General features: G+C 62.7%; 23 protein-coding genes. 19 read left to right on the top strand and 4 right to left on the bottom strand.

Features of this window, described 5'->3' with window-relative positions:
- Positions 1-35 precede the first annotated feature (35 nt).
- The 14 genes from argS to AC0C6X_RS24885 all read left to right on the top strand — a co-directional run bounded on the left by argS (position 36) and on the right by AC0C6X_RS24885 (position 15,947).
- Positions 36-1,796, top strand: a complete 1,761-nt coding sequence (gene argS / locus AC0C6X_RS24950; protein WP_247959040.1) for an arginine--tRNA ligase — start codon at positions 36-38, stop codon at positions 1,794-1,796.
- A gap of 63 nt (positions 1,797-1,859) precedes the next feature.
- Positions 1,860-4,733: an SPOR domain-containing protein gene (locus AC0C6X_RS24945; protein WP_472955793.1), complete on the top strand. Its 2,874-nt coding sequence runs from the start codon at positions 1,860-1,862 to the stop codon at positions 4,731-4,733.
- Between the two features lie 154 nt (positions 4,734-4,887).
- Positions 4,888-5,904, top strand: coding sequence for a beta-N-acetylhexosaminidase (nagZ, locus tag AC0C6X_RS24940; protein ID WP_247959037.1), 1,017 nt, complete (start codon positions 4,888-4,890; stop codon positions 5,902-5,904).
- An 84-nt stretch (positions 5,905-5,988) separates the two neighbouring features.
- On the top strand, positions 5,989-6,807 hold the full coding sequence (locus AC0C6X_RS24935; RefSeq protein WP_173516415.1) for a segregation and condensation protein A: 819 nt from the start codon (positions 5,989-5,991) through the stop codon (positions 6,805-6,807).
- Complete coding sequence (gene scpB, locus AC0C6X_RS24930) at positions 6,800-7,531, top strand: SMC-Scp complex subunit ScpB (RefSeq protein WP_173516416.1); 732 nt, start codon at positions 6,800-6,802, stop codon at positions 7,529-7,531. Before AC0C6X_RS24935 ends, scpB begins: the two co-directional genes overlap by 8 nt.
- A 77-nt stretch (positions 7,532-7,608) precedes the next feature.
- Positions 7,609-8,718 carry an ABC transporter ATP-binding protein gene (locus AC0C6X_RS24925; protein WP_173516417.1) on the top strand — a complete coding sequence of 370 codons (1,110 nt, stop codon included), beginning with the start codon at positions 7,609-7,611 and terminating at the stop codon, positions 8,716-8,718.
- 90 nt (positions 8,719-8,808) lie between these two features.
- Entirely contained in the window at positions 8,809-9,015 is a 207-nt protein-coding gene (locus AC0C6X_RS24920) for a twin-arginine translocase TatA/TatE family subunit (RefSeq protein ID WP_113537623.1), read from the top strand.
- A 74-nt stretch (positions 9,016-9,089) separates the two neighbouring features.
- Entirely contained in the window at positions 9,090-9,767 is a 678-nt protein-coding gene (gene tatB, locus AC0C6X_RS24915) for a Sec-independent protein translocase protein TatB (RefSeq protein ID WP_472955789.1), read from the top strand.
- Entirely contained in the window at positions 9,764-10,606 is an 843-nt protein-coding gene (gene tatC / locus AC0C6X_RS24910) for a twin-arginine translocase subunit TatC (RefSeq protein WP_173516419.1), read from the top strand. The genes tatB and tatC overlap by 4 nt, the downstream gene beginning before the upstream one ends.
- A 46-nt stretch (positions 10,607-10,652) precedes the next feature.
- Positions 10,653-11,936, top strand: a complete 1,284-nt coding sequence (gene serS, locus AC0C6X_RS24905; RefSeq protein WP_472955788.1) for a serine--tRNA ligase — start codon at positions 10,653-10,655, stop codon at positions 11,934-11,936.
- Between the two features lie 27 nt (positions 11,937-11,963).
- Entirely contained in the window at positions 11,964-12,731 is a 768-nt protein-coding gene (gene surE, locus AC0C6X_RS24900) for a 5'/3'-nucleotidase SurE (protein WP_173516421.1), read from the top strand.
- Positions 12,732-13,385 carry a protein-L-isoaspartate(D-aspartate) O-methyltransferase gene (locus AC0C6X_RS24895; RefSeq protein ID WP_472955786.1) on the top strand — a complete coding sequence of 218 codons (654 nt, stop codon included), beginning with the start codon at positions 12,732-12,734 and terminating at the stop codon, positions 13,383-13,385.
- Positions 13,386-13,559: 174 nt separating this feature from the next.
- On the top strand, positions 13,560-14,204 hold the full coding sequence (locus AC0C6X_RS24890) for a biotin biosynthesis protein BioC (RefSeq protein ID WP_472955783.1): 645 nt from the start codon (positions 13,560-13,562) through the stop codon (positions 14,202-14,204).
- A gap of 183 nt (positions 14,205-14,387) precedes the next feature.
- Positions 14,388-15,947, top strand: a complete 1,560-nt coding sequence (locus tag AC0C6X_RS24885) for a peptidoglycan DD-metalloendopeptidase family protein (protein ID WP_472955781.1) — start codon at positions 14,388-14,390, stop codon at positions 15,945-15,947.
- A 122-nt stretch (positions 15,948-16,069) separates the two neighbouring features.
- Here AC0C6X_RS24885 and AC0C6X_RS24880 read toward each other — a convergent pair whose 3' ends face one another.
- Entirely contained in the window at positions 16,070-16,939 is an 870-nt protein-coding gene (locus AC0C6X_RS24880) for an ATP-binding protein (RefSeq protein WP_173516425.1), read from the bottom strand.
- A gap of 291 nt (positions 16,940-17,230) precedes the next feature.
- Between AC0C6X_RS24880 and yajC the strand changes: the two genes are divergently transcribed.
- The 5 genes from yajC (at position 17,231) to AC0C6X_RS24855 (ending at position 22,057) form a co-directional block, all read left to right on the top strand.
- Complete coding sequence (yajC, locus tag AC0C6X_RS24875) at positions 17,231-17,566, top strand: preprotein translocase subunit YajC (protein WP_065376915.1); 336 nt, start codon at positions 17,231-17,233, stop codon at positions 17,564-17,566.
- A gap of 47 nt (positions 17,567-17,613) precedes the next feature.
- The gene (secDF, locus tag AC0C6X_RS24870; RefSeq protein WP_472955779.1) at positions 17,614-20,184 is read left to right on the top strand and encodes a protein translocase subunit SecDF; all 2,571 of its coding nucleotides are present in this window, start codon (positions 17,614-17,616) and stop codon (positions 20,182-20,184) included.
- Position 20,185: 1 nt separating this feature from the next.
- Complete coding sequence (locus AC0C6X_RS24865) at positions 20,186-20,572, top strand: Mth938-like domain-containing protein (protein ID WP_173518123.1); 387 nt, start codon at positions 20,186-20,188, stop codon at positions 20,570-20,572.
- 21 nt (positions 20,573-20,593) lie between these two features.
- Positions 20,594-21,436, top strand: coding sequence for a phytoene/squalene synthase family protein (locus tag AC0C6X_RS24860; protein WP_472955777.1), 843 nt, complete (start codon positions 20,594-20,596; stop codon positions 21,434-21,436).
- Between the two features lie 153 nt (positions 21,437-21,589).
- The gene (locus tag AC0C6X_RS24855) at positions 21,590-22,057 is read left to right on the top strand and encodes a hypothetical protein (RefSeq protein ID WP_247959032.1); all 468 of its coding nucleotides are present in this window, start codon (positions 21,590-21,592) and stop codon (positions 22,055-22,057) included.
- An 81-nt stretch (positions 22,058-22,138) separates the two neighbouring features.
- Here AC0C6X_RS24855 and trmFO read toward each other — a convergent pair whose 3' ends face one another.
- The 3 genes from trmFO to AC0C6X_RS24840 form a co-directional block, all read right to left on the bottom strand.
- Positions 22,139-23,557 (bottom strand): methylenetetrahydrofolate--tRNA-(uracil(54)-C(5))-methyltransferase (FADH(2)-oxidizing) TrmFO, encoded by a 1,419-nt coding sequence (gene trmFO / locus AC0C6X_RS24850; RefSeq protein WP_472955775.1) that lies wholly within the window; start codon positions 23,555-23,557, stop codon positions 22,139-22,141.
- Positions 23,558-23,658: 101 nt separating this feature from the next.
- Positions 23,659-23,802, bottom strand: a complete 144-nt coding sequence (locus AC0C6X_RS24845) for a DUF1127 domain-containing protein (protein WP_064816989.1) — start codon at positions 23,800-23,802, stop codon at positions 23,659-23,661.
- A 432-nt stretch (positions 23,803-24,234) separates the two neighbouring features.
- Positions 24,235-24,378 carry a DUF1127 domain-containing protein gene (locus AC0C6X_RS24840; protein WP_065376908.1) on the bottom strand — a complete coding sequence of 48 codons (144 nt, stop codon included), beginning with the start codon at positions 24,376-24,378 and terminating at the stop codon, positions 24,235-24,237.
- Positions 24,379-24,793: the final 415 nt, after the last annotated feature.

Here is a 24,793-nt window from a genome sequence, read left to right as displayed (position 1 = left end):
CGGTCACATGTGGTCGGGAAAAGCGGACGGATCAGATGAATCTCTTCACGGACTTCGAATCAAGAATTAAGGACATTCTCGAAACGCTTGAAAGCGTTCGAGAAAAGCGATCCGAGCTTGACTTCGGCCGTGTCAATGTCGAGCCGCCGCGCGATCCGAGCCACGGCGACGTCGCGACCAATGCCGCCATGGTGCTGGCCAAGCCGCTCGGCCTGAACCCGCGGGCGCTTGCCGAACTCATCGTTGAAAAGCTCAAACAGGACCCGGAAGTCACCGAAGTGACCGTTGCCGGCCCGGGCTTCATCAATGTCCGGCTTTCGGTATCCTATTGGCAGAAGCTGTTGTCGAGCGTGGTGCGGGCGGGCCTTGACTATGGCCGCAGCACCGTCGGTTCGGGCCGCAAGGTCAACGTCGAATATGTCTCGGCCAACCCGACGGGACCGATGCATGTCGGCCACTGCCGTGGCGCAGTCGTCGGCGACGCGCTTGCCAACCTGCTGGCCTTTGCCGGCTATGCGGTGACCAAGGAATACTACATCAACGATGCCGGCTCACAGATCGACGTTCTCGCGCGTTCCGCCTTCATGCGGTATCGCCAGGCGCTTGGCGAGGATATCGGGGAGATCCCGGCGGGTCTTTATCCGGGCGACTATCTCGTTCCGGTCGGCGAAGCGCTTGCCGATGAATTCGGCACGAGCCTGCGCCTGATGCCCGAAGACAAGTGGATGCCGCTCGTCAAGGACCGGACGATCGATGCCATGATGGCGATGATCCGCGAAGATCTCGCGGCGTTGAACGTCAATCACGACGTCTTCTTCTCCGAACGCACGCTGCACGCCAATGGAGCGGCTGCGATTCGCACCGCGATCAACGACCTGACCTTCAAGGGGCACGTCTACAAGGGCACGCTGCCGCCGCCGAAGGGGCAGCTTCCGGAGGATTGGGAAGATCGCGAGCAGACGCTGTTCCGCTCGACGGAGGTGGGTGACGACATCGACCGGCCGCTGATCAAGTCCGATGGCAGCTACACCTATTTCGCCGCCGACGTCGCCTACTTCAAGGATAAGTTCGATCGCGGCTTCGACGAGATGATCTATGTGCTGGGCGCCGACCATGGCGGTTACGTCAAGCGGCTCGAAGCGCTGGCACGCGCCGTATCAGGCGGTTCGTCGAAACTTACGGTTCTGCTGTGTCAGCTGGTCAAGCTCTTCCGTAACGGCGAACCGGTGAAGATGTCGAAGCGCTCCGGCGATTTCGTCACGCTGCGCGACGTTGTCGACGAAGTCGGCCGTGATCCGGTTCGTTTCATGATGATCTATCGGAAGAATTCTGAGCCGCTCGACTTCGATTTTGCTAAGGTTACAGAACAGTCCAAGGATAACCCGGTTTTCTACGTGCAATATGCTCATGCACGTTGCCGATCGGTGTTCCGTCAGGCGGCGGAAGCTTTCCCGGATCTGGATATCGAATCGCTCGACTTTGCCGGTGCCGTACAGGGGCAGATCGAGGATCCGACGGAGCTTCAGCTCGTCGCCAAGCTCGCAGAATATCCGCGGGTGATCGAGGCGGCTGCACTGGCTCAGGAGCCGCATCGCATCGCGTTTTACCTGTATGATCTTGCCGCTGCCTTCCACGGACACTGGAACAAAGGTAAAGAGAATCCGGAATTACGTTTTGTTAACGATAAAAATAGAGAATTAAGTACTGCCAGACTCGGGCTGGTGCATGCTGTCGCTTCGGTATTGAAGTCCGGCCTGTCTATTACAGGCACCTCCGCACCGGAGGAAATGCGATAAGTATTGTCACCATTTTCCCACAATGCACTGGCACATAAATACAGGCAATTGTGAGTGGAGAGCATGGCAGACAAACAATTCGCACGAAGCGGGCCGGCTGAATTCGACGTATTGGCAGACGATGATCCGTTGGCCGAACTCGCCCGGATCGTCGGTTACGATGCCCGGCCGGCCGTACAGCAATTGCAAGAGTTGCAGCGACATCAGGAGGCGGTCCGTCAGGATCCCGCCTTCGATCTCGAGGACGAACTTCTTCGCGCCTTCGACAGCTATGATGCGCCCCGCGCTGTGCAGCAGCCTGCTGTGGAGCCGGTTTCGGCGCCGCAGCCGGTTGAAGAGGCCCGGATCGAGCCGGTAGCCGATCTCGCGGAAGAATACGACGCGCCGATATTCCGTCAGCCGGAGCCGGTCGCAGCGCCAGCCGCTGTCGTCGAAGAGGAGCCCGAGCAGGCTTTCGAAGTGCAATCGTTCTCGGCCGCCCCTCCGGTTGCAGAAGACGATGGCGCGGACTTCGGCGCCGATGAGCCGGCGTTCGATCTGGAGCGTGAACTCGAATTGTCGCTCGGCGAAGCCGATCTGTTGCCGTTCGAAGAAGAGCCGACATCCGAGGCGAAGGAACAGGTTGCGGATGGCTGGCAAGCGCCGGCCGCGGAACCCTCTGCCGCTTGGGCCGAGCCTGCCCCTGTCGCCGAGCCGTTCCCGGTCTACGACGAGCCGAGCCTTGATGTCGTGCAAGAGGCGCACGCTGACGAGACCGCTCACGCGAACGAGACGATCCCGGAAGAGCCCGCGGGCCATGAAACTGTCCGCGACGAGCTTCTCGCGGATGTCGAGCGCTTCCTGGTTCCGCCGGTCGCTGCCGTCGTTGCCGCTGCCGTGCAGTCTCATCCGGCGCTTCACGCAACGGAACAGCCGGTCGTTGCGCCTGCCGTCGCCCCGGCAAATACGGTCGCGACGCCGGCGAAGAAGAGCCCCTATCCCTTTACGCCGACCTTCAGTCGGGCGACGCCTGTCGCTTCGCCGACCGGCGCCAGCCAGCAGCGCGCCTTTGCCGGCCCGCTCGTATCCCAGGCCGCGCCGGTTGCTGCTGCCGCGGTCGCCACACCTGCCGTTACGCCGGTGGTCGAGGCCGCCCAGCCAGCACAGCCCGTCGCGGAGCCGGAAAACGAGCCCGGCTTCGACATCGAGAACTTCGAGTTGGAGCTCTCCGATGCCGCGCTGAAGCTCGACCTCGCCGACCTCGGCCCGACCGAACCCGTTGCCGCAGCCCCTGCGGCCGTGCCGCAGGCTGCTGTGCAGCCGGTCGCCGAGACCGTTGCTCCGCAGCGCGAACCGGAACGCTCCGTCGAGACTTTCGCCGCTCCGGCCCCGGCTGAGCAGCAGGACGCACAGCCCGAAAGCGCGCTGCCCTTCGATCCCTCGATGATAGCCGAAGCCGAGAATGGCGTTGCACCGATCGCCGACATGGAGGTGCCGCAACTGCCGGTCATCGAAACGGAAAAGCCGGTCGCCTATCCGGCGGATTACGATCTCGATATCGACGCGGAAATGGCGCAACTGTTCGGCACGCCGGCTCCGGCCGTCAAGGATGCCCGTCCGGCGGCCGTTGAAAAGGCCGAGGCGGTTCGTCCTGCCCCAGCCGCAAATGCAAGTCCGTCGTTCGGTGCCGGCGCGCTCGATGATTTCGACGAATTCGAAAAGGCGATGGAGGAGGACTTCCGCCGCTCCATGACCGAACGGCAGTCCCCGGCGCGCGATGCCGAGCGGGTTTCCGCGGCGCAGGGCCAGGACGATGCGGGCGACTATCGCGACTACGGCTCGGGCCGGCGGTCGCAGCGCACGATGCTGCTTGCCGCAAGCGTCGCTGGCGTCATCATTCTCGGCGGCGCGGCTGTTTACGCCTGGATGGGCGGCAGCGATGCCGTAACTTCGGCCGAGGGCCCCAAGATCATTCTCGCCGACAAGGGGCCGGTTAAGGTCGTGCCGGAAGAAAAGGGCGGCAAGACTGTGCCGAACCAGGACAAGGCGGTTTACGATCGTGTCGCTGGAGCCCAGGCCGGTGCGCCGCAGCAGGAAGCGCTGGTTTCCTCGACCGAAGAGCCGATGGACGTCGTTCAGAAGACGCTGACGCCGGAAACGCTGCCGCTCGAAGGCAGTGACGACGCAGATGGCCCGCAGGCCAACCTGCCTGCGGACGACGAGGATGGCGCTCGCCTGCTGCCGGACGGCGGCGCCCCGACGGCTGCTCAGGAGGAGGACAAGGCGCCTGCCGTCGCACCGCGCAAGGTACGCACGATGATCGTCAAGCCGGACGGCACGCTGGTTGCTCGTGAAGAGCCGGTTGCCGCGCCTGCGACCGATGTTGCCGGAGCAACGCAGCCGCTGCCGGAAACGCCCTCGAAGGAAGTCGCCTCGGCTGAGGTCAGCGCTGTCGGTCAGGCATCGGCCAATGACGACCAGGTCGCGCTTGCCGCGACGGGCAACGCCAATCTCGAAGAGGTTCCGGTTCGCAGCGTGACGACCACGGCACCGGCCGAGAAGGCGCCGACGCCGCAGGCGCGTCCGGCCGAGCAGCCGGCCAAAGTGGCCGCTGCGGCCGCAGAGGGTGGCAATGTTCGCCCGGCTGAAGAGCAGGCCGCCGCCACGCCGGAAGCGCAGCCGCCGCAGCAGGTGGCAACGGCCTCGGTTCCGACCGGCGGATACTACATCCAGGTCGCGTCCCTGCCGTCGGAAGCTGAGGCGCAGAAGTCGTACAACAGCCTTTCCAGCAAGTTCGGAAGCGTCATCGGCGGCCGCGGCGTCGATATCCGCAAGGCGGAGATCGCCGGCAAGGGGACCTACTATCGCGTCCGTATCCCGGCCGGATCCAAGGAAGAGGCAAACGCCCTGTGCTCCAAGTACAAGGGCGCTGGCGGAAGCTGCCTGGTGACCAAGTAAGCCTGGCACATCGATAGAGTTTGAGGAGGGCGCGGCTCGGGGGCCGCGCCCTTCGCATTTCAGGGTTTTCGATCGCCCCATGGCCCTGTGCATGAGCGACGGGACTTCGTCTTTGTGGCTTCGCGCCGGGCGGCGCCCGCTCTATGCTCTCCCAATGAGCGAATCAAAAGCATTTATCTCGGGCTGCAAGGGCCTTTCTCTCACGACCGACGAACGCCAGTTCTTTGCCGGCGAGCGGCCATGGGGCTTCATCCTGTTCGGGCGCAACATCGGCGAGGAGCAGCAGATCTCCGATCTGGTGGCGTCGCTTCGCGACAGCATCGGCAATCCGAACGCGCCGGTGCTCATCGACCAGGAAGGTGGACGCGTGCAACGCATCCGGCCACCGCTCGTCCAGCAATATCCGAACGGCGCGGCGATCGGAGAAATCTACCGCCGCGACGCCGAACTGGGTCTGCGCGCGGCTTGGCTCATGGGGCGCCTGCATGCCTTCGACCTGATGCGCTTCGGCATCACCGTCGACTGCCTGCCGGTGCTGGATGTGCCGGTGCCCGGAAGCCACGATGTCATCGGCAATCGTGCCTACGGTCATGACCCTGAGACTGTCGCGGCGATCGGTCGGGCGATGGGCGAGGGCTTGAAGGCCGGAGGCATGCTGCCTGTCATGAAGCACATGCCCGGTCACGGCCGCACCTTCGTCGACTCGCACCACAATCTGCCCGTAGTCAGCGCGACTTTCGATGAACTCGCCGCCAGCGACTTCCTGCCCTTTGTCGCGATGAAGGACGAGGTGATGGCGATGTCGGCGCACATGGTCTTCACGACGATCGATCCGGACAATCCGGCGACCACCTCGGCGAAGGTCGTGCGCGAGGTCATTCGCGGTCACATCGGTTTCGACGGTCTTTTGATGTCGGACGACGTCTCGATGAACGCGCTTGCCGGCGACATGACCACGCGCGCGCGCAACATCATTGCCGCGGGGCTTGATCTCGTCTTGCATTGTCATGGCATAATGGAAGAAATGAAGGCCGTCGCCGACGTCGTACCGGTTCTCGCTGGCGAGAGCCTGCGTCGGGCAAGGATCGCCGAGGCAGCCTTCCGGACGCCTGACGATGCGAACGAAAGCGATCTGCGGGCCGAGTTCAACGGTCTGTTCGCAACAGCGTAAGGCAGGCGCGGCCAGCGGGAAAGGATCGGATTGTCAGTGAGCAATGCGGGCGAAAGACAAGGTAAGCCTGCGTCGAAGGCGCCGATGGAGCCCCTGTGGCAGGAAGAGACTGCCGAGCGCGGGCTGCATGAAGAAGCGCTGGTGGTCGATCTCGCCGGTTTCGAGGGGCCACTCGATCTCTTGCTTCATCTCGCCCGCAGCCAGCGGGTCGATCTTTCGCGCATCTCCGTACTGGCACTCGCCGAGCAATATATCGCCTTCATCGAGCGGGCGCGCAGCATCCGCATCGAACTCGCCGCCGACTATCTCGTCATGGCGGCATGGCTTGCCTATCTGAAGTCGCGGCTGCTGATTCCGCAGCAGGTGAAGGACGATGGTCCGACTGGCGAGGAAATGGCCTCGGCCCTGGCCTTCCGGCTGAAACGGCTGGAGGCGATGCGTGAGGCGGCAACGCGGCTCGTCAACAGAAACCGGCTTGGCCGGGACGTCTTCGTTCGCGGTGCGCCGGAACATATCGTCACTGAGAAGAAGTCCGGTTTCGATGCCTCGCTCTATGATCTCCTGAGCGCCTATGCGAGCCTGCGGCAGCGCCAGGCGATCACGCAGGTGACCATCGAGAAGCGCCACGTATGGTCTCTCGCCGACGCACGCCTGATTCTGGCGCGCATGATCGGCGAGCTCGATGACTGGACAGCGCTCGATCATTTTCTTATCCGCTACATGACGACGCCGAAGGAGCGGGCAACGGCGATCGCCAGCTCCTTTGCCGCCTCGCTCGAAATGGTCCGCGAGGGCCGGCTGGAGATCCGTCAGGAAGAGGCGTTTGCGCCGATCTATCTTCGGCGCGGACCAAATCCGATCGATGCGGAGACGCTTGCCGAAATGGAGGCAGCCCGTGGCTGAAGCCCAAAAATACATACCAGACACTCCTGACGAGGATGACGAAATCGATACGACGCCGTCCTTCGATCCGCGGCTGGAGCAAGAAGCCGAGCGGATCGCGGAGGCCCTGGTCTTTGCCTCGGCGCAGCCTGTGTCGGAGGCCTATATCGAAAGCAGGCTGCCGCGTGGTGCCGATGTCAGGCGGATCATGGGGCGCCTGAAGGCGCTCTATGCGACGCGCGGCGTCAACCTTGTCCAGATCGCCGACCATTGGGCCTTCCGCACGGCCGCCGATCTCTCCTTCGTGGTGCAGACCGACGAGCAGGAGGTCCGCAAGCTCTCGCGCGCTGCGCTCGAGGTCCTCGCCATCATTGCCTACCATCAGCCGGTAACCCGCGCCGAGATCGAGGATATCCGCGGTGTCCAGACATCGAAGGGCACGCTCGACGTCCTGATGGAGGCAGGCTGGGTCCGCTTCAGGGGGCGCCGGCGTACGCCGGGCCGGCCGGTGACCTTCGGCACTACCCGCGACTTTCTCGATCACTTCGGCCTCGAGGAACTGCGCGACCTGCCGGGTATCGAGGAACTGAAGGGGGCAGGGCTGCTTTCCGGCCGCGTGCCGTCCAATCTCAATATTCCCGTTCCCGTGGGCGAAGACGAGCTTGCCGAGAACGAGGACCCGATCACCCAGCTTGACCTTGAAGAACTGGGGCTCTTGACACCGAAGGGCGAAGAAGCCGATTAAAAACCTGAATGGGGATATCGGCTTTCCCCGACGCCCGACAGTTTTGGCGGGCACGACTGGTGTCAAGGAATGCAAGCATGGTTTCAGATCCGCAGGACGCTCCCGTCATGACGACACGACGGGCGGGTGTATCCTTCGCGGCGAGCCTGACCTTCGAAGACATTCATCACAGCTATCACGCCAAGGAAACGATCAAGGGCGTCAGCCTGGCGGCCAAGGCCGGCGAAGTGCTTTGCCTGCTCGGACCGTCCGGGTCCGGCAAGACGACCCTGCTGCGTATCGCCGCAGGGATCGAGAAGCAGAGTGCGGGACGCCTTCTGCTCAATGGCCAGGAGATTTCCGGCCCCTCGGTTTTCCTACCGCCGGAAAAACGCGGCGTCGGCCTGATGTTCCAGGATTTCGCGCTCTTCCCGCATATGTCCATTCGCGACAACGTTCGCTTTGGCTTGACGGCGCTTCCGAAGAAGGAAGCCCTGAACCAGGCGGATGCAGCGCTCGAGCGTGTGGGGCTCTCCCACTACGCCAACCAGTACCCGCACGTGCTTTCCGGCGGCGAGCAGCAGCGGGTGGCGCTGGCCCGCGCGCTTGCGCCACGCCCCGCCGTGCTTCTGATGGACGAACCGTTTTCCGGACTCGACTCGCGCCTGAAGGATTCGATCCGCGCCGATACGCTCGCCATCCTCAGAGAGACCCGGGCAACTGCGATCGTCGTCACCCACGACGCGGAGGAAGCGATGCGCATGGCCGACCGAATTGCGCTTCTGCAGGATGGGCGACTGGTGCAGGTCGGCACGGCCGATGAGCTTTATCGCCATCCGAGGAACCTGTTCGCAGCCGGTTTCTTCTCGGAAATCAACGTGTTCAACGCACAGGTTCGCAATGGCCGCGTCGACACGCCGGTCGGCACGGTCGCGGCCGGGCGGCACCAGGAAGGGGAGCGGGTTTCGGTCGCCGTCAGGCTTTCGGGCGTGCGTGTCGGCGAGGAGGAGGGCGATATTCCCGCGCGTATCCTCTCTCGCCGGTTCATCGGTGTGGTGGAATTGCTGGAACTCGCTGTGCCGCGTTGTGAAGATGTGGTGCGTGCGCGTATCCGCGCGGACCAATTGCCGCAAGGATTGCGCGATGTAATGCTTTCAGTTAACGAGCGGGATATATTACTGTTTGAAAAAGATGGTTCTGCATCTTAGGTTCTGTCGCAAAGAAGGACGTGTTTAGCGCGCGCCTGAAAATTGACATGTGAAAGAGCCTATATCGGGAAGGCTCAGAGGAGTAAGAGCATGGGTTCCTTTAGCATTTGGCACTGGCTGATCGTTTTGGTCGTGGTGCTGCTCTTGTTCGGTCGTGGCAAGATTCCCGAACTGATGGGCGATGTTGCGAAGGGCATTAAGAACTTCAAGAAGGGCATGAGCGACGAGGAAGCGGGCGCGACCGACAAGACGCTCGACAGCAAGACCGTTGACCACAAGTCCGACGAAGTTCGCTAACGGTCTGGCGTCGGTGGAGCCGGTCCGGTATCGGTACCGGACCAGTTCCCATCACGGGTTGCAGGACATTTCGAATGCTTGATATCGGCTGGACCGAGCTTGTCGTCATCGCCATCGTTTTGATCGTCGTTGTCGGGCCGAAAGATCTTCCGCCTATGCTGCGGGCCTTTGGCCGCATGACGGCGAAGATGCGCGGCATGGCCTCGGAGTTCCGCCAGCAATTCGACGAAGCGCTGCGCGAAGCGGACCTCGACGAGGTTCGCAAGACGATCAGCGATGCGCAGAGCCTCAACCCGGCCAATGCGCTCAGGGATGCGATGAATCCGCTTCGCCAGATCGGCAGCGAGATCAAGTCGGACCTGCAGAAGGCTGCGACGCCCGACAAGCCGGTCACGCCAAGCGCTGTCGAGCCCGTGACTGCGGAGGTGGCTGCGGCTGCCCCGGTGGCGGCGACGGAAGCGAAGCCCGCGGATGCGGTTGCCGCAGCCGCCCTGGGCTCAGCCACCCGCCAGTTGGAGCGCGCCGAAGCAGCCATCCCGGCCGAGAAGCCCAAGCGGGCGCCAAGGGCGAAGGCCGATCCGGCGCCGGCGGCGAAGAAGGCCGCAACGCCCAAGGCGGCGGCACCCAAAACTTCGGCAAAGGCGCCCGCAAAAGCGGTGGCCGAGAAGACGTCGTCGAAGCCCGCTTCAGCCGAGCAGGCTGCCAGGACGTCCAAGCCGCGCGCCAGCACGCGCAAGAAAGGTGAAGCATGAGCGGCGATATCGAGGACCGGCCGCAGCCGCTGATCGAGCACCTGATCGAATTGCGCAGGCGCCTGATGTGGGCCGTCGGCGCCTTCTTCGTGGCGTTCCTCGTCTGCTTCTACTTCGCCAAGGGTCTCTTCAATCTCCTGGTGCTGCCGTTCAAATGGGCAGTGAGCTGGGCCGGCCTAAATCATCGCAATGTCGAGCTGATCTACACGGCCCCGCAGGAGTTCTTCTTTACGCAGATCAAGGTGGCGATGTTCGGTGCACTGGTCATCGCCTTTCCGGTGATCGCTGCGCAGATCTACAAATTCGTGGCTCCGGGCCTTTACAAGAACGAGCGTGCCGCGTTCCTGCCGTTCCTGATCGCGTCGCCGATTCTCTTTCTGCTTGGCGGCGCCCTGGTCTACTTCTTCTTCACGCCGATGGTGATGTGGTTCTTCCTGGCGATGGAGCAGGGCGGCGGCGAAGGGCAGGTGGCCATTCAGCTTCTGCCGAAGGTCTCGGAATATCTGAGCCTGATCATGTCGCTGGTCTTTGCCTTCGGTCTGGTTTTTCAGCTCCCGGTGATCACGACGCTTCTCGCACGCGTCGGCTTCGTCACGTCGCAGGGCCTGGCCGAGAAGCGGAAGTACGCGATTGTGATTGCCTTCGTGGTTGCAGCCGTGCTCACGCCGCCTGACCCGGTTTCCCAGATCGGCCTTGCACTGCCAGCCATCCTTCTCTACGAAATTTCGATCTATACGGCGCGACTCGTCGAAAGACAGCGGGCAGCGGACGCGCTCAAGAGCGAAGTTGCCGAGTCGCAGGAAGGATCTTCCGGAGAGGTCGGCCCCGCCAAGGGCTGAGCATTCGAGATTTCGCGCCGTGAGTTGACCAACGCGTGGAACGACAATGCTTGATATCAAATGGATCCGTGAAAATGCCGAGATGCTGGACGCCGCCCTGGCGAAGCGGGGCGCGGAGCCTTTGTCGGCGTCGCTGATCGCTCTCGACGAACGCCGCCGCTCGATCCTTCAGTCGCTGCAGGACATGCAGTCGCGCCGCAACGCTGCCTCGAAGGATATCGGCGCGGCCATGGCGCAGAAGAATGCCGAGCTCGCCGAAAAGCTGAAGGCCGAGGTGGCCGAACTCAAGAACGCCATGCCGGCGCTCGAGGAAGACAGCCGCAAGGTGGAAGCCGAGCTCAGCGACGCGCTTTCCCGCATTCCGAACATCCCGCTCGAGGACGTTCCGGTCGGCGAGGATGAGACCGGCAACGTGGTCAAGCGCGTGGTCGGCAACAAGCCCACCTGGAACCACGAGCCGCGCGAGCATTTCGAAATCGGCGAGGCGCTCGGCCTCATGGATTTCGAGGGGGCCGCCCGCATTTCCGGTTCGCGTTTCACGATCCTCAAGGGACAGTTGGCCCGGCTCGAGCGTGCGCTCGGCCAGTTCATGCTCGACCTGCACACCCAGGAGCACGGCTACACCGAGGTGCAGCCGCCGCTTCTGGTGCGCGACGACGCCATGTACGGCACCGGCCAGTTGCCGAAATTTGCCGAAGATCTGTTCCGGACCACGGATGATCGCTGGCTGATCCCGACTGCGGAAGTGCCGCTTACCAACATCGTTCGCGAGCAGATCCTCGAAGGCGAAAAGCTGCCGTTGCGCTTCACCGCGCTGACGCCGTCGTTCCGTTCGGAGGCCGGTTCGGCCGGTCGCGACACCCGCGGCATGCTGCGCCAGCACCAGTTCAACAAGGTCGAACTGGTTTCGATCACCGATGCCGAAACCTCGATCGACGAGCACGAGCGCATGACCGCCTGCGCGGAAGAGGTGCTGAAGCGCCTCGGTCTACACTACCGCGTGATGACGCTCTGCACCGGCGACATGGGCTTCGGCGCCCGCAAGACCTATGATCTGGAAGTATGGTTGCCGGGACAGGACACCTATCGCGAGATCTCGTCCTGCTCGGTCTGCGGCGATTTCCAGGCGCGCCGGATGAATGCGCGCTACCGCACCAAGGAAGACAAGGGAACGCGCTTCGTTCACTCGTTGAATGGTTCCGGTGTCGCCGTCGGGCGCGCGCTGATCGCCGTCATCGAAAACTACCTGAACGAAGACGGTTCGGTGTCGGTGCCGGATGTGCTGGTGCCCTACATGGGCGGCCAGAAGCGCATCGAGAAGGCGGACTGAACGGACGTCAAGGGAAGGACGGCATCCATGCGGATCCTGCTGACAAACGATGACGGCATTCATGCTGAAGGCCTCGCCGTGCTCGAAAGGGTGGCCCGGACGATTTCGGACGATGTCTGGGTCGTGGCGCCCGAGGCGGACCAGAGCGGCTTGGCGCATTCGCTGACCCTGTCGGAACCCCTGCGGCTGCGCCAGATCACGGAGAGGCGCTTTGCGCTGCGGGGGACGCCGACGGATTGCGTCATCATGGCCGTCCGCAAGGTGCTGGACCGCAAGCCCGATCTCGTGCTCTCGGGCGTCAACATTGGTGCCAACATGGCCGATGACGTGACCTATTCCGGCACGGTGGCGGGCGCCATCGAGGGGACGTTGCAGGGCATTCGCTCCATCGCACTCAGCCAGGCCTATCACCACGCCGTCGGCAAGACCGTGCCTTGGGATGTGGTGGAGACGCATGCGCCGGGTCTGATCCGCAAGCTGATGGCCGTGGAACTGCCCGATGGCACGCTTCTCAACGTCAATTTCCCGAACTGCTCAGCCGACACCGTTGCAGGGGTCGAGGTAACGTCGCAAGGCAAGCTCGACTTCGGCCTGTCGATCGATGAGCGCACCGACGGCCGTGGTTTTCCTTATTTCTGGCTGCGCTTCGGTGAGCGGTTCGGCGATTTCCGCGCCGGAACCGACATTCATGCACTGCGCGAGAACCACATCTCCGTAACGCCGCTCAAGCTCGACTTGACGGACTATACCGTCCAGGACCGTCTGATGCGGGCATTGAACGAAGGGGCTCATTGATTGAGCGTGCGCGCTTCGGAACAGGAAGGCTTTGCCAAGATGGTGCTGCGGCTGCGCGCCGCAGGCATCATCAATCACGATCTGCTCAAGGCGGTCGAGCAGACCCCGCGCGGCCTGTTCGCGCCGCCGCAATATCAGGCCGAGGCCTATTCGCAGCGGACGATTCCGCTCGACTGCGGCTCGTTCATGGAAGGCTATGATTTTGCCGTGCGGTTGCTGCACTGTCTGAACCTGAAGACAGGGCAGCGCATCCTCGAGGTCGGAACCGGCAGCGGCTTTACCGCGGCGGTGATGGGGCGGGTGGCCGAGCGTGTCCTGACCATCGACCGCTACCAGACACTTGTCGGTACGGCGCAGAAGAACCTCGAGAAATCAGGCGTTCGCAACGTCATCGTCCGCCATGCCGACGGCAGCGCCGGCGTGCCGGGCGAGGGTACCTTCGACCGCATCCTGATCACGGCCGCCTTCAACAGCCTGCCGCGCATGTTTTCCGATCATCTCGTCTCGGGCGGAACCCTGGTGGTGCCGATCATGATGAGCGAGACCCATTGCCGGGTCGTCCGGGTCAATCGAACGGGAAGCCGCTTCGACCGCGAGGATCTGTTCGACGCGCCCTACCTTCCGATCGTCCCGCAGCTCGCTTCGTTCCTGTGATACGGCTGCTGCCGAACGTCTCCGCCGGTGAGTTAAGAGATTCTTAACCATATCCAGCCTCGCGCAAGCCTCGGGCCATACGCCTCCACTGCACGATGGGCTCCTACCCGCGAGTCGTTGCTCTTGCTCGACCAGGGTGTTGCTGCCGGATCGTGAGATTGACGGAGACGGCAAATGCAGATCGCGAACAGGCTGACGGCTGCAGCATCGGGCGACGGGCTGAATAATCTTGCCGGGCGCAGCTCCGGCCAGGCAAATTCCGGCGGCAAGGACGAACAGGCCGCGCAGGCGCTTGCGGCGAGCTTCTTCGACCCCACACCGCGCATCTCCCTTTCCGCCGACGCTCTGCTTTATCTCAGCCAGGCGAAGAAGGCATCGGATGGGCAGCCGCCGCTCAGCCGGGACGAGTGGAACAATCGTCTGACCCCGCAGTTGGCGTCGCGCGAATACCAGGCCTTCGGCAGGTTTCTGGATGCCGGGGACCATGAGGCCTACTATAAGAACTTCATCGACTATTACGACAGCCTCCGCCCCGAAGATCAGGACAGCCTGCGCTATTTTGGGACGCGCGAGGCTGCCGTCGCCGGTCTGCGGTCGCTCGAGTATGAGCGGGCGAGCGGAGCCGATGGCGAGGCAACGTTCCAGACACTGGTGAGCGTCCTGCTCGAAGAAGACAAGACCGCTCAGTCCGAAACTCCCGTCCGTCCGGAGGGACGTCCGATCTTCGCCTGGGATCTGACGAGCATCAGCTATGAAGATGAAACAACGGAGCGGCGTTCGGTTTCCGAAATCGAGCGTCTCTATTCCGAACTGAGCTAAAGCATGGCGCGCAAAAGCCGCCCGTGTCACCAGGCTTGTTCGGCGCTATGGATGCGGCGAGCCGGCGCCTATGGTTAGCGTTTCGTCAAATTAGTCCATTGGTGGTACCGACCTTAACCGGGCGGTAACTCTAATACGTTTTAATCATCCCACATCGAGTTGCGTTCGGAGTGGGTAAGCGTCATGCGTCAGTTTGTATCTCCCGGGGTTGGAAAGTCTACGATCCGCCTGTGTGTGGCGGTCCTGCTTGCAGGCGTCGCAACTGGCTGCAGTTCGGATGCCAGCCGATTTGACGGCCTGTTCTCCCGGTCGGACAACATCACCACAAATTCAATTCCACGCGATGCGACACCGGTACCGCGCGGTGACGTGGCGGTCGGCCAGATGGCTGCCCCTTCTGCGGATTCGCGCAATATGGCTCTCGGTCAACCTTATCCGACAGCAGGCACGCAGGGTGGCTATGATCCGGTGAATACCGCTTCCACTCCGGTGTCTACGGCCCGTGGCGCATCGACGCCGATCTCCGTTCAGCGCACGACCCTGGCCGACCCGAGCTCGACGGCACGCCAGCGCCCCGAAGCGCAGCCGTTCCCCGCTGCACGTCAGCAGCAGGCGGCAATCGCGACGCAGCAGACGCTTCCGGCGGCCGTCAAGGAGACCGCCAGCAAGAGTGGCTGGACGACGCAGAACGCCCCGACGATCATGGTTCGCCCCGGCGACAACGTCGCGGTCCTCTCCAAGCGCTTCGGTGTTCCCGAGAAGGAAATTCTGAAGGCCAACGGTCTGCAGTCCGCCGCTCAGGTCGAAACCGGTCAGCGGCTGGTGATCCCGACCTTTGGTTCCGTGGGCAGCCCGGCAAAGGCCGCTGCGACCAACTCGATTGCCGGTCTCGATGGCAACAAGCGCCAGCCTTCGCCCTTGCCCAACGATCAGCGTGACGCTGCGATCCTGCCTGGCTCTGCCCAGTCCCGCGAAAAGGGTGCAGGCAAGACCGATGTCGTTGCCGGCAAGCCGGCGACGAACGGCGAAGGTAACGGCGGTGGAACCTATACCGTCAAGCCAGGTGACTCGCTCAATCGCATCGCCAAGGCGACGGGCGTGTCCGTCTCGGCACTCAAGCAGGCGAACGGCCTGACTGCGGAATCGATCCGCGTCGGGCAGACGTTGCAGCTGCCGGGCACAGCCGGCGCCGCGCCGGACCAGGTCAAGACCGCATCGGTTCCGAGCAAGATGGCCGAGCAGCCGCAGGTTGCTTCGCTCGAAAAGAACAAGCCGGCAGAGTACCAGCCGCCGGCTGCCAAGCAGAGCGTTACGGACGTTGCGGCCATCAAGACGGATGTCGACGAGGACTCGCCGAAGTCGACGGGCATCAGCAAATATCGCTGGCCGGTGCGCGGCGCGGTGGTTGCCGGTTACGGCGCCAACGTCGACGGCAACCGCAACGACGGCATCAATATCTCGGTGCCCGAGGGCACGCCAATCAAGGCGGCCGAAAACGGCGTCGTCATCTATTCGGGCAGCAGCCTGAAGGAACTCGGCAATGCCGTTCTGGTGCGCCACGACGACGGCACGGTCACGGTCTACGGCAACGCTTCCGAGCTCAAGGTTCAGCGCGGCCAGAAGGTTCAGCGCGGCCAGACGCTCGCGGCGTCGGGCATGACCGGTCGCGCCAGCCAGCCGCAGGTGCACTTCGAGGTCCGCAAGAACGCCACGGCGGTAAACCCGGCGACCTTCCTCGAATAGTCCGCAGCCGTTTCCTTGGTCGGGCGCGATCGAGGCCGAAAAGTCAAATACCGCCTGTCGGGGCCGACAGGCGGTATTTTTTGCTAGAAGAGCAGATTTGACCAGGGATGCGATCGCGCAGCCTATGCGTCGAGGCGATGGCGCATGCGTCCGGCAAGATCCTGAATGAACTGCCAGGCGACGCGGCCGGACCTTGCACCGCGTGTCGTTGCCCATTCGAGCGCTTCCGCGTGCAAGGTCTCGGCCTCGACGGCGAAGCCGTAGTGCTTGGCATAGCCATCGATCATGGCGAGGTAGTCGTCCTGGCTGCACTTGTGAAAGCCGAGCCACAGGCCGAAGCGGTCGGACAGCGAAACCTTTTCCTCGACGGCCTCGGAAGGGTTGATGGCGGTCGACTGCTCGTTTTCCATCATGTGGCGCGGCAGCAGATGGCGACGGTTCGATGTCGCATAGAGCAGCACGTTCGACGGACGACCTTCGACGCCACCGTCGAGCACGGCCTTCAGCGATTTGTAGGACGTATCGTCATGATCGAAGGACAGGTCGTCGCAGAAGACGATCACCGGGACTGGCGCAGTCTTGAGGATGTCCATCAGTGTGGGCAGAGTGGCGATATCCTCGCGATGCACCTCGACGAGCTTGATGGCAACCCCGGTCTCGCGGGCCACCTGCGCATGCACCGACTTCACCAGTGATGACTTGCCCATGCCGCGCGCGCCCCAGAGCAGCACGTTGTTGGCAGGAAAGCCCTCGGCGAAGCGCAGCGTGTTGTCGAGCAGAATGTCACGGACGTGGTCGACACCTGATATCAACGACAGTTCGATACGGTTGGGCTTGGCGACCGGCTGCAGGTGATGCGTGGCGGGTGCCCAGACGAAGCATTCGGCGGCGTTCCAATCATTGCTTGCTGCGGCTGGACCGGCCATGCGTTCGATCGCTGCGGAAAGCTTCTGCATTTCCCGGATGAGAACGTCGATCTTTGCTTCCGGCATCTGTCTATCTCCAGCAACTGAATCAATCATTTGGTCGCGCCGCAGGGACGAGGGGCCGCATGAATCGGCACGCGATTGCGACTGTACGGTCAACTGACACCCGGTAGCACGCAGGTTTGCGCTGGAAAAGGCCGCAGAGCCTCGCGCGGGGGGTTCTACTCTTGTCGAAATTGTGTCAGAGGCACAGGAACGGGTAAGGGTGCCGCTGCTTTGCAGAGCCGCCGCGCGCCCCTATATTCCGGCCGATTTGGTGCGGAGGAACCGCCGATATTTGAACTCAAGGAGTGATCGATGTTCATTACCGAAGCTTTTGCGCAGACAGCCGGCGCCCCTTCCGCTGGCGGCGCGGACATTCTCATGTCCATCCTGCCGTTCCTGCTGATTTTTGTCGTTATGTATTTTCTGATCATCCGTCCGCAGCGCGCCCAGATGAAGCGCCGCGAGGAGCTGTTGAAGAACATCCGTCGTGGTGATCAGGTGGTGACCGGCGGCGGCATCGTCGGCAAGGTTACGAAGGTCGTCGATGACAACGAGCTCGAAGTCGAAATTGCCGAAGGCGTGAAGATCCGCGTCGTTCGCAGCGGCGTATCTGAAGTTCGCGTCAAAGGCGAACCTGTGAAAGAATAAGGGACGCGGACAGTCACCATCCGACGAACAACTGGAGCGTTTGAGGCATGCGCAGATTTCCGCCATTGAAACGTATCCTCGTCTGGTTGGTGGCTCTCGCCGGCATCGCCTTTGCCTTGCCGAATGTTTTAACGCGCGAGGAGGCGGCGGGACTACCGTCCTGGATGCCTCATCGCCAGGTGGCGCTCGGCCTCGATCTCCAGGGAGGCTCGCACTTCATGCTGCGGGCCGCGCGCAGCGATATCGTCGCTGAAAGGCTCGAAACGGTCGCCAGCGAAGTCGGCAAATCGCTGCGCGACGCCGATATCGCCTATATTGGCCTTTCGGGGGAAGGGCAGTCGATTTCGTTCCGGGTTCGGGACCGTGTGCAACTTTCGGCCGCTCGCGACAAACTGAAGACGCTGACGGCGCCGGTCGAAATCGGTGGCTTTGGCGGAGGGGCAATTTCAGAAGTCGTGTTTGACAGCGCCGCCGAGGATGAGCTCGTCCGTCTCCGCCTGACCGACGAAGGCATCGACTACCGGCTGTCCCTGGCTCTTGATCAGTCTATCGACGTGGTGCGCAGCCGTGTCGCCGAAGTTGGCGTGCTGGAGCCGTTGATCCAGAGGCGCGGCAAGGATCGCCTCATCGTCCAGGTGCCGGGTCTCGACGACCCGCAACGACTGAAAGACTTGCTCAGCCAAAGCGCTCTTCTGACATTCAGATTGCTGGATACGTCCGTATCGGTTGAGCGGGCCGTCGAGGGGCAAGTGCCGGCGGGCGCAGAAGTCCTCTATTCCTATGACGACCCGCCAGTTCCCTATCTGGTCCAGAAAGAGCCGCTGCTGGCGACGGGCAATTTTCTCGCCGCGCTGCCCGAAGCGGATGCTGCCGGCGATACGGCGTCGGTCGCGGTCAAGCTCGATGCGGCCTCGCAACAGCGCGTCGCCGCGGTCACGGGGCAGCAGCCGCAGGCGAAGATTGCGATCGTCCTTGATGGCCAGGTAGCTGCAACGCCGAAACTTTCGGACGCGGTCAAGGGCGACACGGCGCGCATTTCTGCCGATCTGCCGGCCGACTCCGCTGCGGATCTCGCCGCCCTCATCAGGACCGGACCGCTCCCGACCCCGCTGACCTTCGTCGAGGAGCGGACAGTCGGCCCCGGGGTCGGTAACGACGCGATTGCCGATGGGCTCAAGGCTGGTCTCGTCGCCGCGATTGCCGTGGCCGCCTCGATGATCTTCTTCTACGGCGTTTTCGGCGTCTTTGCCGTGATCGCGCTCGCCTTGAACATCGTCCTGATCCTTGCCGCACTCTCTGCGTCTGGCGCGACGCTGACCCTGCCGGGGATTGCCGGCATCATCCTGACGATCGGCGTCGCGGTCGATTCGAACGTGCTGATCTACGAGCGCCTGCGTGAGGAGGTTCGTGGTGGCGAGCCGCTGCGCCGCACGATCAACAACGCCTTCTCCCGCGTCTTCAGCAGCATCTTCGACGCCAACCTGACGATGCTGATCGCCAGCGCCATCCTGTTCTACCTCGGTTCCGGTCCGGTGCGCGGTTTCGCCGTAACGCTGGCGATCGGCAGTGTCACGACGCTATTCACCGCCTATACCGTGACCCGCCTGATCGTGAAGCGCTGGCTTCGGCAGTGGAAGTCGGAACGTTTGCCGAAGGGCATTCGGACCGGTCGCTTCAGCAATCTGGACATCCGCTTCATGCGGATACGCAATCCGGCGTTCATCCTGATGGCCGCCTTGTCGGCCGCCTCCGTACTCCTGCTTGCGGGCATCGGGCTCAATCTGGGTGTGGACTTCAAGGGCGGCTCGATCATCGAGCTGCACTCCAAGGGCGGTGCGGTCAACGTTGCCGACCTCCGCATCCGCCTCGACGAACTGAACTTCGGCGAAGTACAGGTGCAGCAACTGGGCTCGGGCGAGGACGTGCTCGTTCGGGTGCCGTCCCAAGAGGCGGGCGACAATGCTGAGCAGACCGCAGCCGGCGTCATCCGGACGGAGCTGGCCGACGAATACGAGTTCCGCCGGGTGGAAGTGGTCGGCCCCGTCGTTTCGGGCGAGCTGACACGTGCCGGAACGATCGGGCTCGCGATTTCCTTCGTGGCGATCCTGCTCTATGTCTGGCTACGTTTCGAGTGGCGCTTCGCCGTCGGCGCGATCATCGCGACCGTGCACGACGTGCTGCTGACGATCGGCTTCCTGGTGCTGACCGGCATCGAGTTCAATCTCGGCAGCATCGCCGCCGTTCTCACGATCGTCGGCTATTCGTTGAACGATACGGTGGTGATCTACGATCGCATCCGCGAGAATCTCGGCCGCTATCCGCGCATGCCGCTTTCGGTGCTGATCGATACGTCGATCAACCAAACACTCTCGCGCACGATCCTGACGGCACTGACGACCATTCTGGCGCTTGCTGCGCTCTATCTCTTCGGTGGCGGCCTCATCCGTTCCTTCAGCGTCACCATGCTGTTTGGTGTCGCCGTCGGGACGTTCTCCTCTATCTACATCGCCGGCCCGGTCCTCATCCTCTTCAGGAAGCGGACCGACCACATTCCGGGGGACGAAAACGCGTCCGGCGCGGATACGGGTGCCGCCGGCGCGGCAAAGGGTACAGTTTGAAATGCCCAAGGGTATTGAAATCCGCGAAGCGCATTTTCCGGGCCGTGCGCCTATCGATGCTTATGGCAACGGCGGTTTTCGCTTTGCGGACATGTCGCATCGCGGCTCGATCCTGATGCTGCCCTCGGGCGTCTATGCATGGGACGTGGTGGAAGGCGATCCCTTGGCGGTCGAGAAATTCCGTAAAGTCATCGATGAGGCGAAAGACATCGAAGTGCTGTTGGTCGGTACCGGCAAGGACATCCGCCCGCTGCCCGCGGACCTGAAGGCGGCATTGCGTGCCGTCAACGTATCCTCGGATCCGATGAGCACCGGGGCTGCGGTTCGCACCTACAATGTGATGCTGGCCGAATCGCGTGCAGTCGCCGTCGCGCTGATCGCCGTTTGATCGGGATCCGAGGAAGACGACGTGCAAGACATTTCCGCTCAGATCCTGGCCGACCTCCGGGACACGGACCGCGACCGTTATCTCGCCTGCCTGCTGGCGCCCGCCGACAAGCAGCGCTCGCTCGCCGCGCTTTATGCCTTCAATGCCGAGATCGCTCGAATTCGCGATCTCGTGCATGAGCCGATTCCAGGCGAAATCCGCATGCAATGGTGGCGCGATCTCATTGGCAACAGCGCAGGCTCCGGCGAGGGGCATCCGCTTGCCGAAGCCATTCTCCAGTGTATTCGCGAGCATCGGCTGCCGGTCTCGGTGCTGCAGAACATGATCGACGCCCGGATTTTCGATCTCTATGACGATCCGATGGAAGACCGCTCGGCGCTTGAGGGCTATGCCGGCGAGACCGCCTCGGCGCTGATCCAGCTCTCGTCGCTGGTGCTCGATCCGCAGAATGCTGCAAAATCCGCGGAGGCCGCCGGCCACGCCGGCGTCGCGCAGACGGTTGCCGGCCTCCTGATGCTGTTGCCGCTGCATCTGAGACGCGGTCAGGTCTATTTGCCGGCAGAACTGCTGCGCGCGACCGGCCTCGATCGAGAAGGGCTCATCGCCGGGGAGGACACCGACGGAATCAGCCGGGCCATTCGGGCCTTCGCCGGGTTCGGACGGGACCACCTTGCCAGGGCTCGAGCGCACATGGCGACGATCTCGCCGCAGAACTTTCCGGCCTTCGTGCCGCTTGCGTTGGCCGAGCCGGTCTTCGATCGGGCCGAGGCGGCTGGCGCCGGGCTTTTGAAGACACCCATTCGTCCGGCGCAATGGCGGCGGCAATGGTGGATGTGGCGCGCCGCTCGGCGCCGTCGCTTCTAACCGCCAAGGCAGCCGGTCGATGTAGGCGGCTATCCGTCAAACGCCTGATGCGTTCGGCTTAGTCGCCCCGACGGGACGACACGTTGGCACAAGCCTCGCAGCGTATGGAAGCGCTTTATCGGCGTTACGCCGAGCGAAGGGGAGCATCCGCGAATGCTTTGGTTATTGCTCATCGCCGTCATCGTACTGGCCGGCGCATTCTACATGTGGATGAACGCCCGCGCCGAGCGGGATTGGGACAATCCCGATGCGGGCTCTGCGATGGTTGAATTCGGCCGTGCTTTTCCGGACGAGGCGATCCGTGCGCTGCATTGCACCGCGGATCGGAAGGCGATATTCCTGAGGCTGCACGACGGCAAGGCGGGCTTCATCCAATCGCATGGTACGCACTATGTCTGCCACGTGATCCAGCCCGGAAAGGTGCGGGTGAACAGCTCCGAGACCGGCCGTGGCCTGATCGTGCATTTCCCCGACTTTGCCTATCTGGACAACGCCTTCGAGTTTCAAAACGCGGTCGAGGCGGCCGAGGTTTCCTTGTGGCTGCTCGGCAGCTTCAACCCGAAATCGGAATTCACGCATGCCGATTCCGAACCGTCCCCGACGGCGCAGGCGAGCGAGTAGAGTTTTTCATAGATCCTAAAGAAGCGGCCCGCTTGCGATCATCGCGATCGGGCCGTTCGTTGTCTGGCTCCTCGTTCGCCGTCAGGCGGACTTGCCGAGCCATGCGGCGCAATCGGCGAGGGCGCGTGATGCCGTTGCCTGCTTCTTGGCAACGGCCTTTTCCTTGCCGCGGAAGCGCTTGGCGCCCTCCGGCTTGGTGATTGCGCCCGGTTCGAGCGGCGGGAACAGGCCGAAATTGACGTTCATCGGTTGGAACGAACGCTTGCCCGGCTCATCGTCGGAGACGATGTGCCCGCCGGTGATGTGGTTGAGCAGGGCGCCGAAGGCGGTGGTGGCCGGCGGTGCAGCCAATGCCTCGCCCTTGCGCTCGGCAGCGGCGAAGCGGCCGGCAAGGAGGCCGATGCTGGCGCTTTCGACATAGCCTTCGCAGCCGGTGATCTGTCCGGCAAAGCGCAGGCCCGGCCGCGATTTCAGCGTCAATGTTGCGTCAAGCAGCGTCGGCGAGTTGATGTAGGTGTTGCGGTGCAAGCCGCCGAGGCGGGCGAACTCGGCATTCTCAAGGCCCGGGATCATGCGGAAGACTTCCGCCTGGGCGCCGTACTTCAGCTTCGTCTGGAAGCCGACCATGTTGTAGAGCGTGCCAAGCGCATTGTCCTGGCGCAGCTGTACGACGGCATAGGGCTTGACCGTGGGGTTGTGAGCATTGGTGAGGCCCATCGGTTTCATCGGCCCGTGGCGCAGCGTCTCGCGGCCGCGCTCGGCCATCACCTCGATCGGCAGGCAGCCGTCGAAATAGGGCGTGCCTTCCCATTCCTTGAAGCCGGTCTTGTCGCCGGCGATCAGCGCGTCGACGAAGGCGTTGTACTGCTCCTCGGTCATCGGGCAGTTGATGTAGTCCTTGCCGGTGCCGCCGGGGCCGACCTTGTCGTAGCGCGACTGGTACCAGCAAATGTCCATGTCGATCGTCTCGGTGTAGACGATCGGTGCGATGGCATCGAAGAAGGCGAGCGCGTCGGCGCCCGTTTCCTTACGGATTGCTTCGGCAAGATCGGGCGCCGTCAGCGGGCCGGTTGCGATGATGGCCAGGTCCCACTCCTTCGGCGGCAGGCCGGTGATTTCTTCTCGCACGACTGTGATCAGCGGATGGGCAGCGATCGCCGCGCTGACCGCGTCGGAAAAGCCGTCCCGGTCCACCGCAAGCGCGCCGCCGGCCGGAACCTGGTTGGCGTCGGCGGATTTCATGATCAGCGAGCCGGCGAGGCGCATTTCCGCGTGCAGGACGCCCACCGCATTGCTGGTCGCGTCATCCGAGCGGAACGAGTTGGAACAGACGAGTTCGGCAAGGCCGTCGGTCTTGTGCGCGTCGGTGCCGCGCACGCCGCGCATCTCATGCAGGATGACCGGTACGCCGGCCTCGGCGATCTGCCAGGCGGCCTCCGAGCCGGCAAGGCCGCCGCCGATGACATGGATGGGGGAGTGGAAAGTGGTGTCTTTGCTCATGGCCGGTTTCCTATCACGGCTCGGCCCTTCGTTCCAATGTCAATAAAGGAAAACGGCGCCCCGAAGGACGCCGTTTTGAAAGTCAGTTCGAACCGTTCGGATTAACGGAAGGAACGGGCCGCAATGTTGCGGATGTCGTAGCGGGTGATGCCGATGTCATTGAGAGCGTGGTTCGACAGGTTGCCCAGCTCGCTGACGGTGCGGCGGTAGTTGATCCAGCTTTTTGCGATACGAATCGGGTTCATGGTCTTTTCCTCAAAATCAGTTTGTCGCGACAGCCATCTGTCTGCGTCGTTGAGGTTCTTATACGCTTGTCTAATTAGAAGGTGGAGTGCAAAGAAAATGCACCTGCTATGCATTTGTGCAGTGCATCGCCGCATAGATGGGCACCGCTTCAAAAGACGGCATCGATTAACGATTGGTTAAAATGCTCTTTTCTCTACGCTAAGCATATGTGTTTTAAATGTTTTCTGAAATCGTGGACGCGTCGCTCACGGCGCATTTGACGAGCGTGGCTCGTGTTATTCCGCCGGGCGTTGTCGACCAGATCTCAGGTTCATCTCGCACGTGCGAAGGCGCGTTGGGATATCCGCGGTTTGGGCAACGAAAAACGCCCCCCGGAATGAACCGGAGGGCGCTTTTACTGGAGGCCGGTTGCGCTTGAAGCGCAACCTGAATTACTTGATCGCCTGGCGAGCAACGTACGGGATGTCGCCGCGGCCGATGCCGAGGTCGCTGAGCTCCCGGTCGCTCATGCGGCCGAGCTCGTTGCAGGTCTGACGATACTTGCGCCAATTGTTGAAAGAACGTGCGAGGTTCATGATCCTATCCTTTCTAGGGTCGTTTGCCAGCGCTCTATCTCTCTTGCTGGCCGTCATCTGATGATCTGGAATATAATCGTCTTGAGCAGAAGTTACAGAGATAATGCTGCATCGCACCCATGCATCAGGTGCAAGCCTTGCCGCGGTCGCCGGGCCACGAACGGCGCTCGATGCGCATCGTGCAATCGGGTTGTGGTGGTGAAGGTCTCGACCGAAATCCGGGGGCAAAAACAAACAACGCTCGCTGGGGGAGGAGGTCCAGCGAGCGTCGCTTTGTTCTGATCGGCAACCGGGAGGAGGAGTGTCGCCGATCAAAATCGAGGGGCGCTGGGAGGAGGAGTGCGCCGCCCCGATCGATGAGTTGAAGATAGTATGGAGCCGGGCGGAAGGGTAGAGCTGTTCCAGAATGGCACCT

The organism is Ensifer sp. VA4 (assembly GCF_055710065.1).
This window is presented reverse-complemented; position numbering and strand designations above follow the sequence as displayed.

Coding starts and splice junctions, on each gene's coding strand:
- AC0C6X_RS24885 (WP_472955781.1), top strand. CDS start 14,388: ATGCGTCAGTTTGTATCTCCCGGGGTTGGAAAGTCTACGATCCGCCTG.
- tatB (WP_472955789.1), top strand. CDS start 9,090: ATGCTTGATATCGGCTGGACCGAGCTTGTCGTCATCGCCATCGTTTTG.
- argS (WP_247959040.1), top strand. CDS start 36: ATGAATCTCTTCACGGACTTCGAATCAAGAATTAAGGACATTCTCGAA.
- AC0C6X_RS24890 (WP_472955783.1), top strand. CDS start 13,560: ATGCAGATCGCGAACAGGCTGACGGCTGCAGCATCGGGCGACGGGCTG.
- AC0C6X_RS24935 (WP_173516415.1), top strand. CDS start 5,989: ATGGAGCCCCTGTGGCAGGAAGAGACTGCCGAGCGCGGGCTGCATGAA.
- AC0C6X_RS24855 (WP_247959032.1), top strand. CDS start 21,590: ATGCTTTGGTTATTGCTCATCGCCGTCATCGTACTGGCCGGCGCATTC.
- serS (WP_472955788.1), top strand. CDS start 10,653: ATGCTTGATATCAAATGGATCCGTGAAAATGCCGAGATGCTGGACGCC.
- tatC (WP_173516419.1), top strand. CDS start 9,764: ATGAGCGGCGATATCGAGGACCGGCCGCAGCCGCTGATCGAGCACCTG.
- surE (WP_173516421.1), top strand. CDS start 11,964: ATGCGGATCCTGCTGACAAACGATGACGGCATTCATGCTGAAGGCCTC.
- AC0C6X_RS24945 (WP_472955793.1), top strand. CDS start 1,860: ATGGCAGACAAACAATTCGCACGAAGCGGGCCGGCTGAATTCGACGTA.
- yajC (WP_065376915.1), top strand. CDS start 17,231: ATGTTCATTACCGAAGCTTTTGCGCAGACAGCCGGCGCCCCTTCCGCT.
- AC0C6X_RS24840 (WP_065376908.1), bottom strand. CDS start 24,378: ATGAACCTCGCACGTTCTTTCAACAATTGGCGCAAGTATCGTCAGACC.
- AC0C6X_RS24925 (WP_173516417.1), top strand. CDS start 7,609: ATGGTTTCAGATCCGCAGGACGCTCCCGTCATGACGACACGACGGGCG.
- AC0C6X_RS24865 (WP_173518123.1), top strand. CDS start 20,186: ATGCCCAAGGGTATTGAAATCCGCGAAGCGCATTTTCCGGGCCGTGCG.
- trmFO (WP_472955775.1), bottom strand. CDS start 23,557: ATGAGCAAAGACACCACTTTCCACTCCCCCATCCATGTCATCGGCGGC.
- nagZ (WP_247959037.1), top strand. CDS start 4,888: ATGAGCGAATCAAAAGCATTTATCTCGGGCTGCAAGGGCCTTTCTCTC.
- AC0C6X_RS24920 (WP_113537623.1), top strand. CDS start 8,809: ATGGGTTCCTTTAGCATTTGGCACTGGCTGATCGTTTTGGTCGTGGTG.
- AC0C6X_RS24880 (WP_173516425.1), bottom strand. CDS start 16,939: ATGCCGGAAGCAAAGATCGACGTTCTCATCCGGGAAATGCAGAAGCTT.
- AC0C6X_RS24845 (WP_064816989.1), bottom strand. CDS start 23,802: ATGAACCCGATTCGTATCGCAAAAAGCTGGATCAACTACCGCCGCACC.
- secDF (WP_472955779.1), top strand. CDS start 17,614: ATGCGCAGATTTCCGCCATTGAAACGTATCCTCGTCTGGTTGGTGGCT.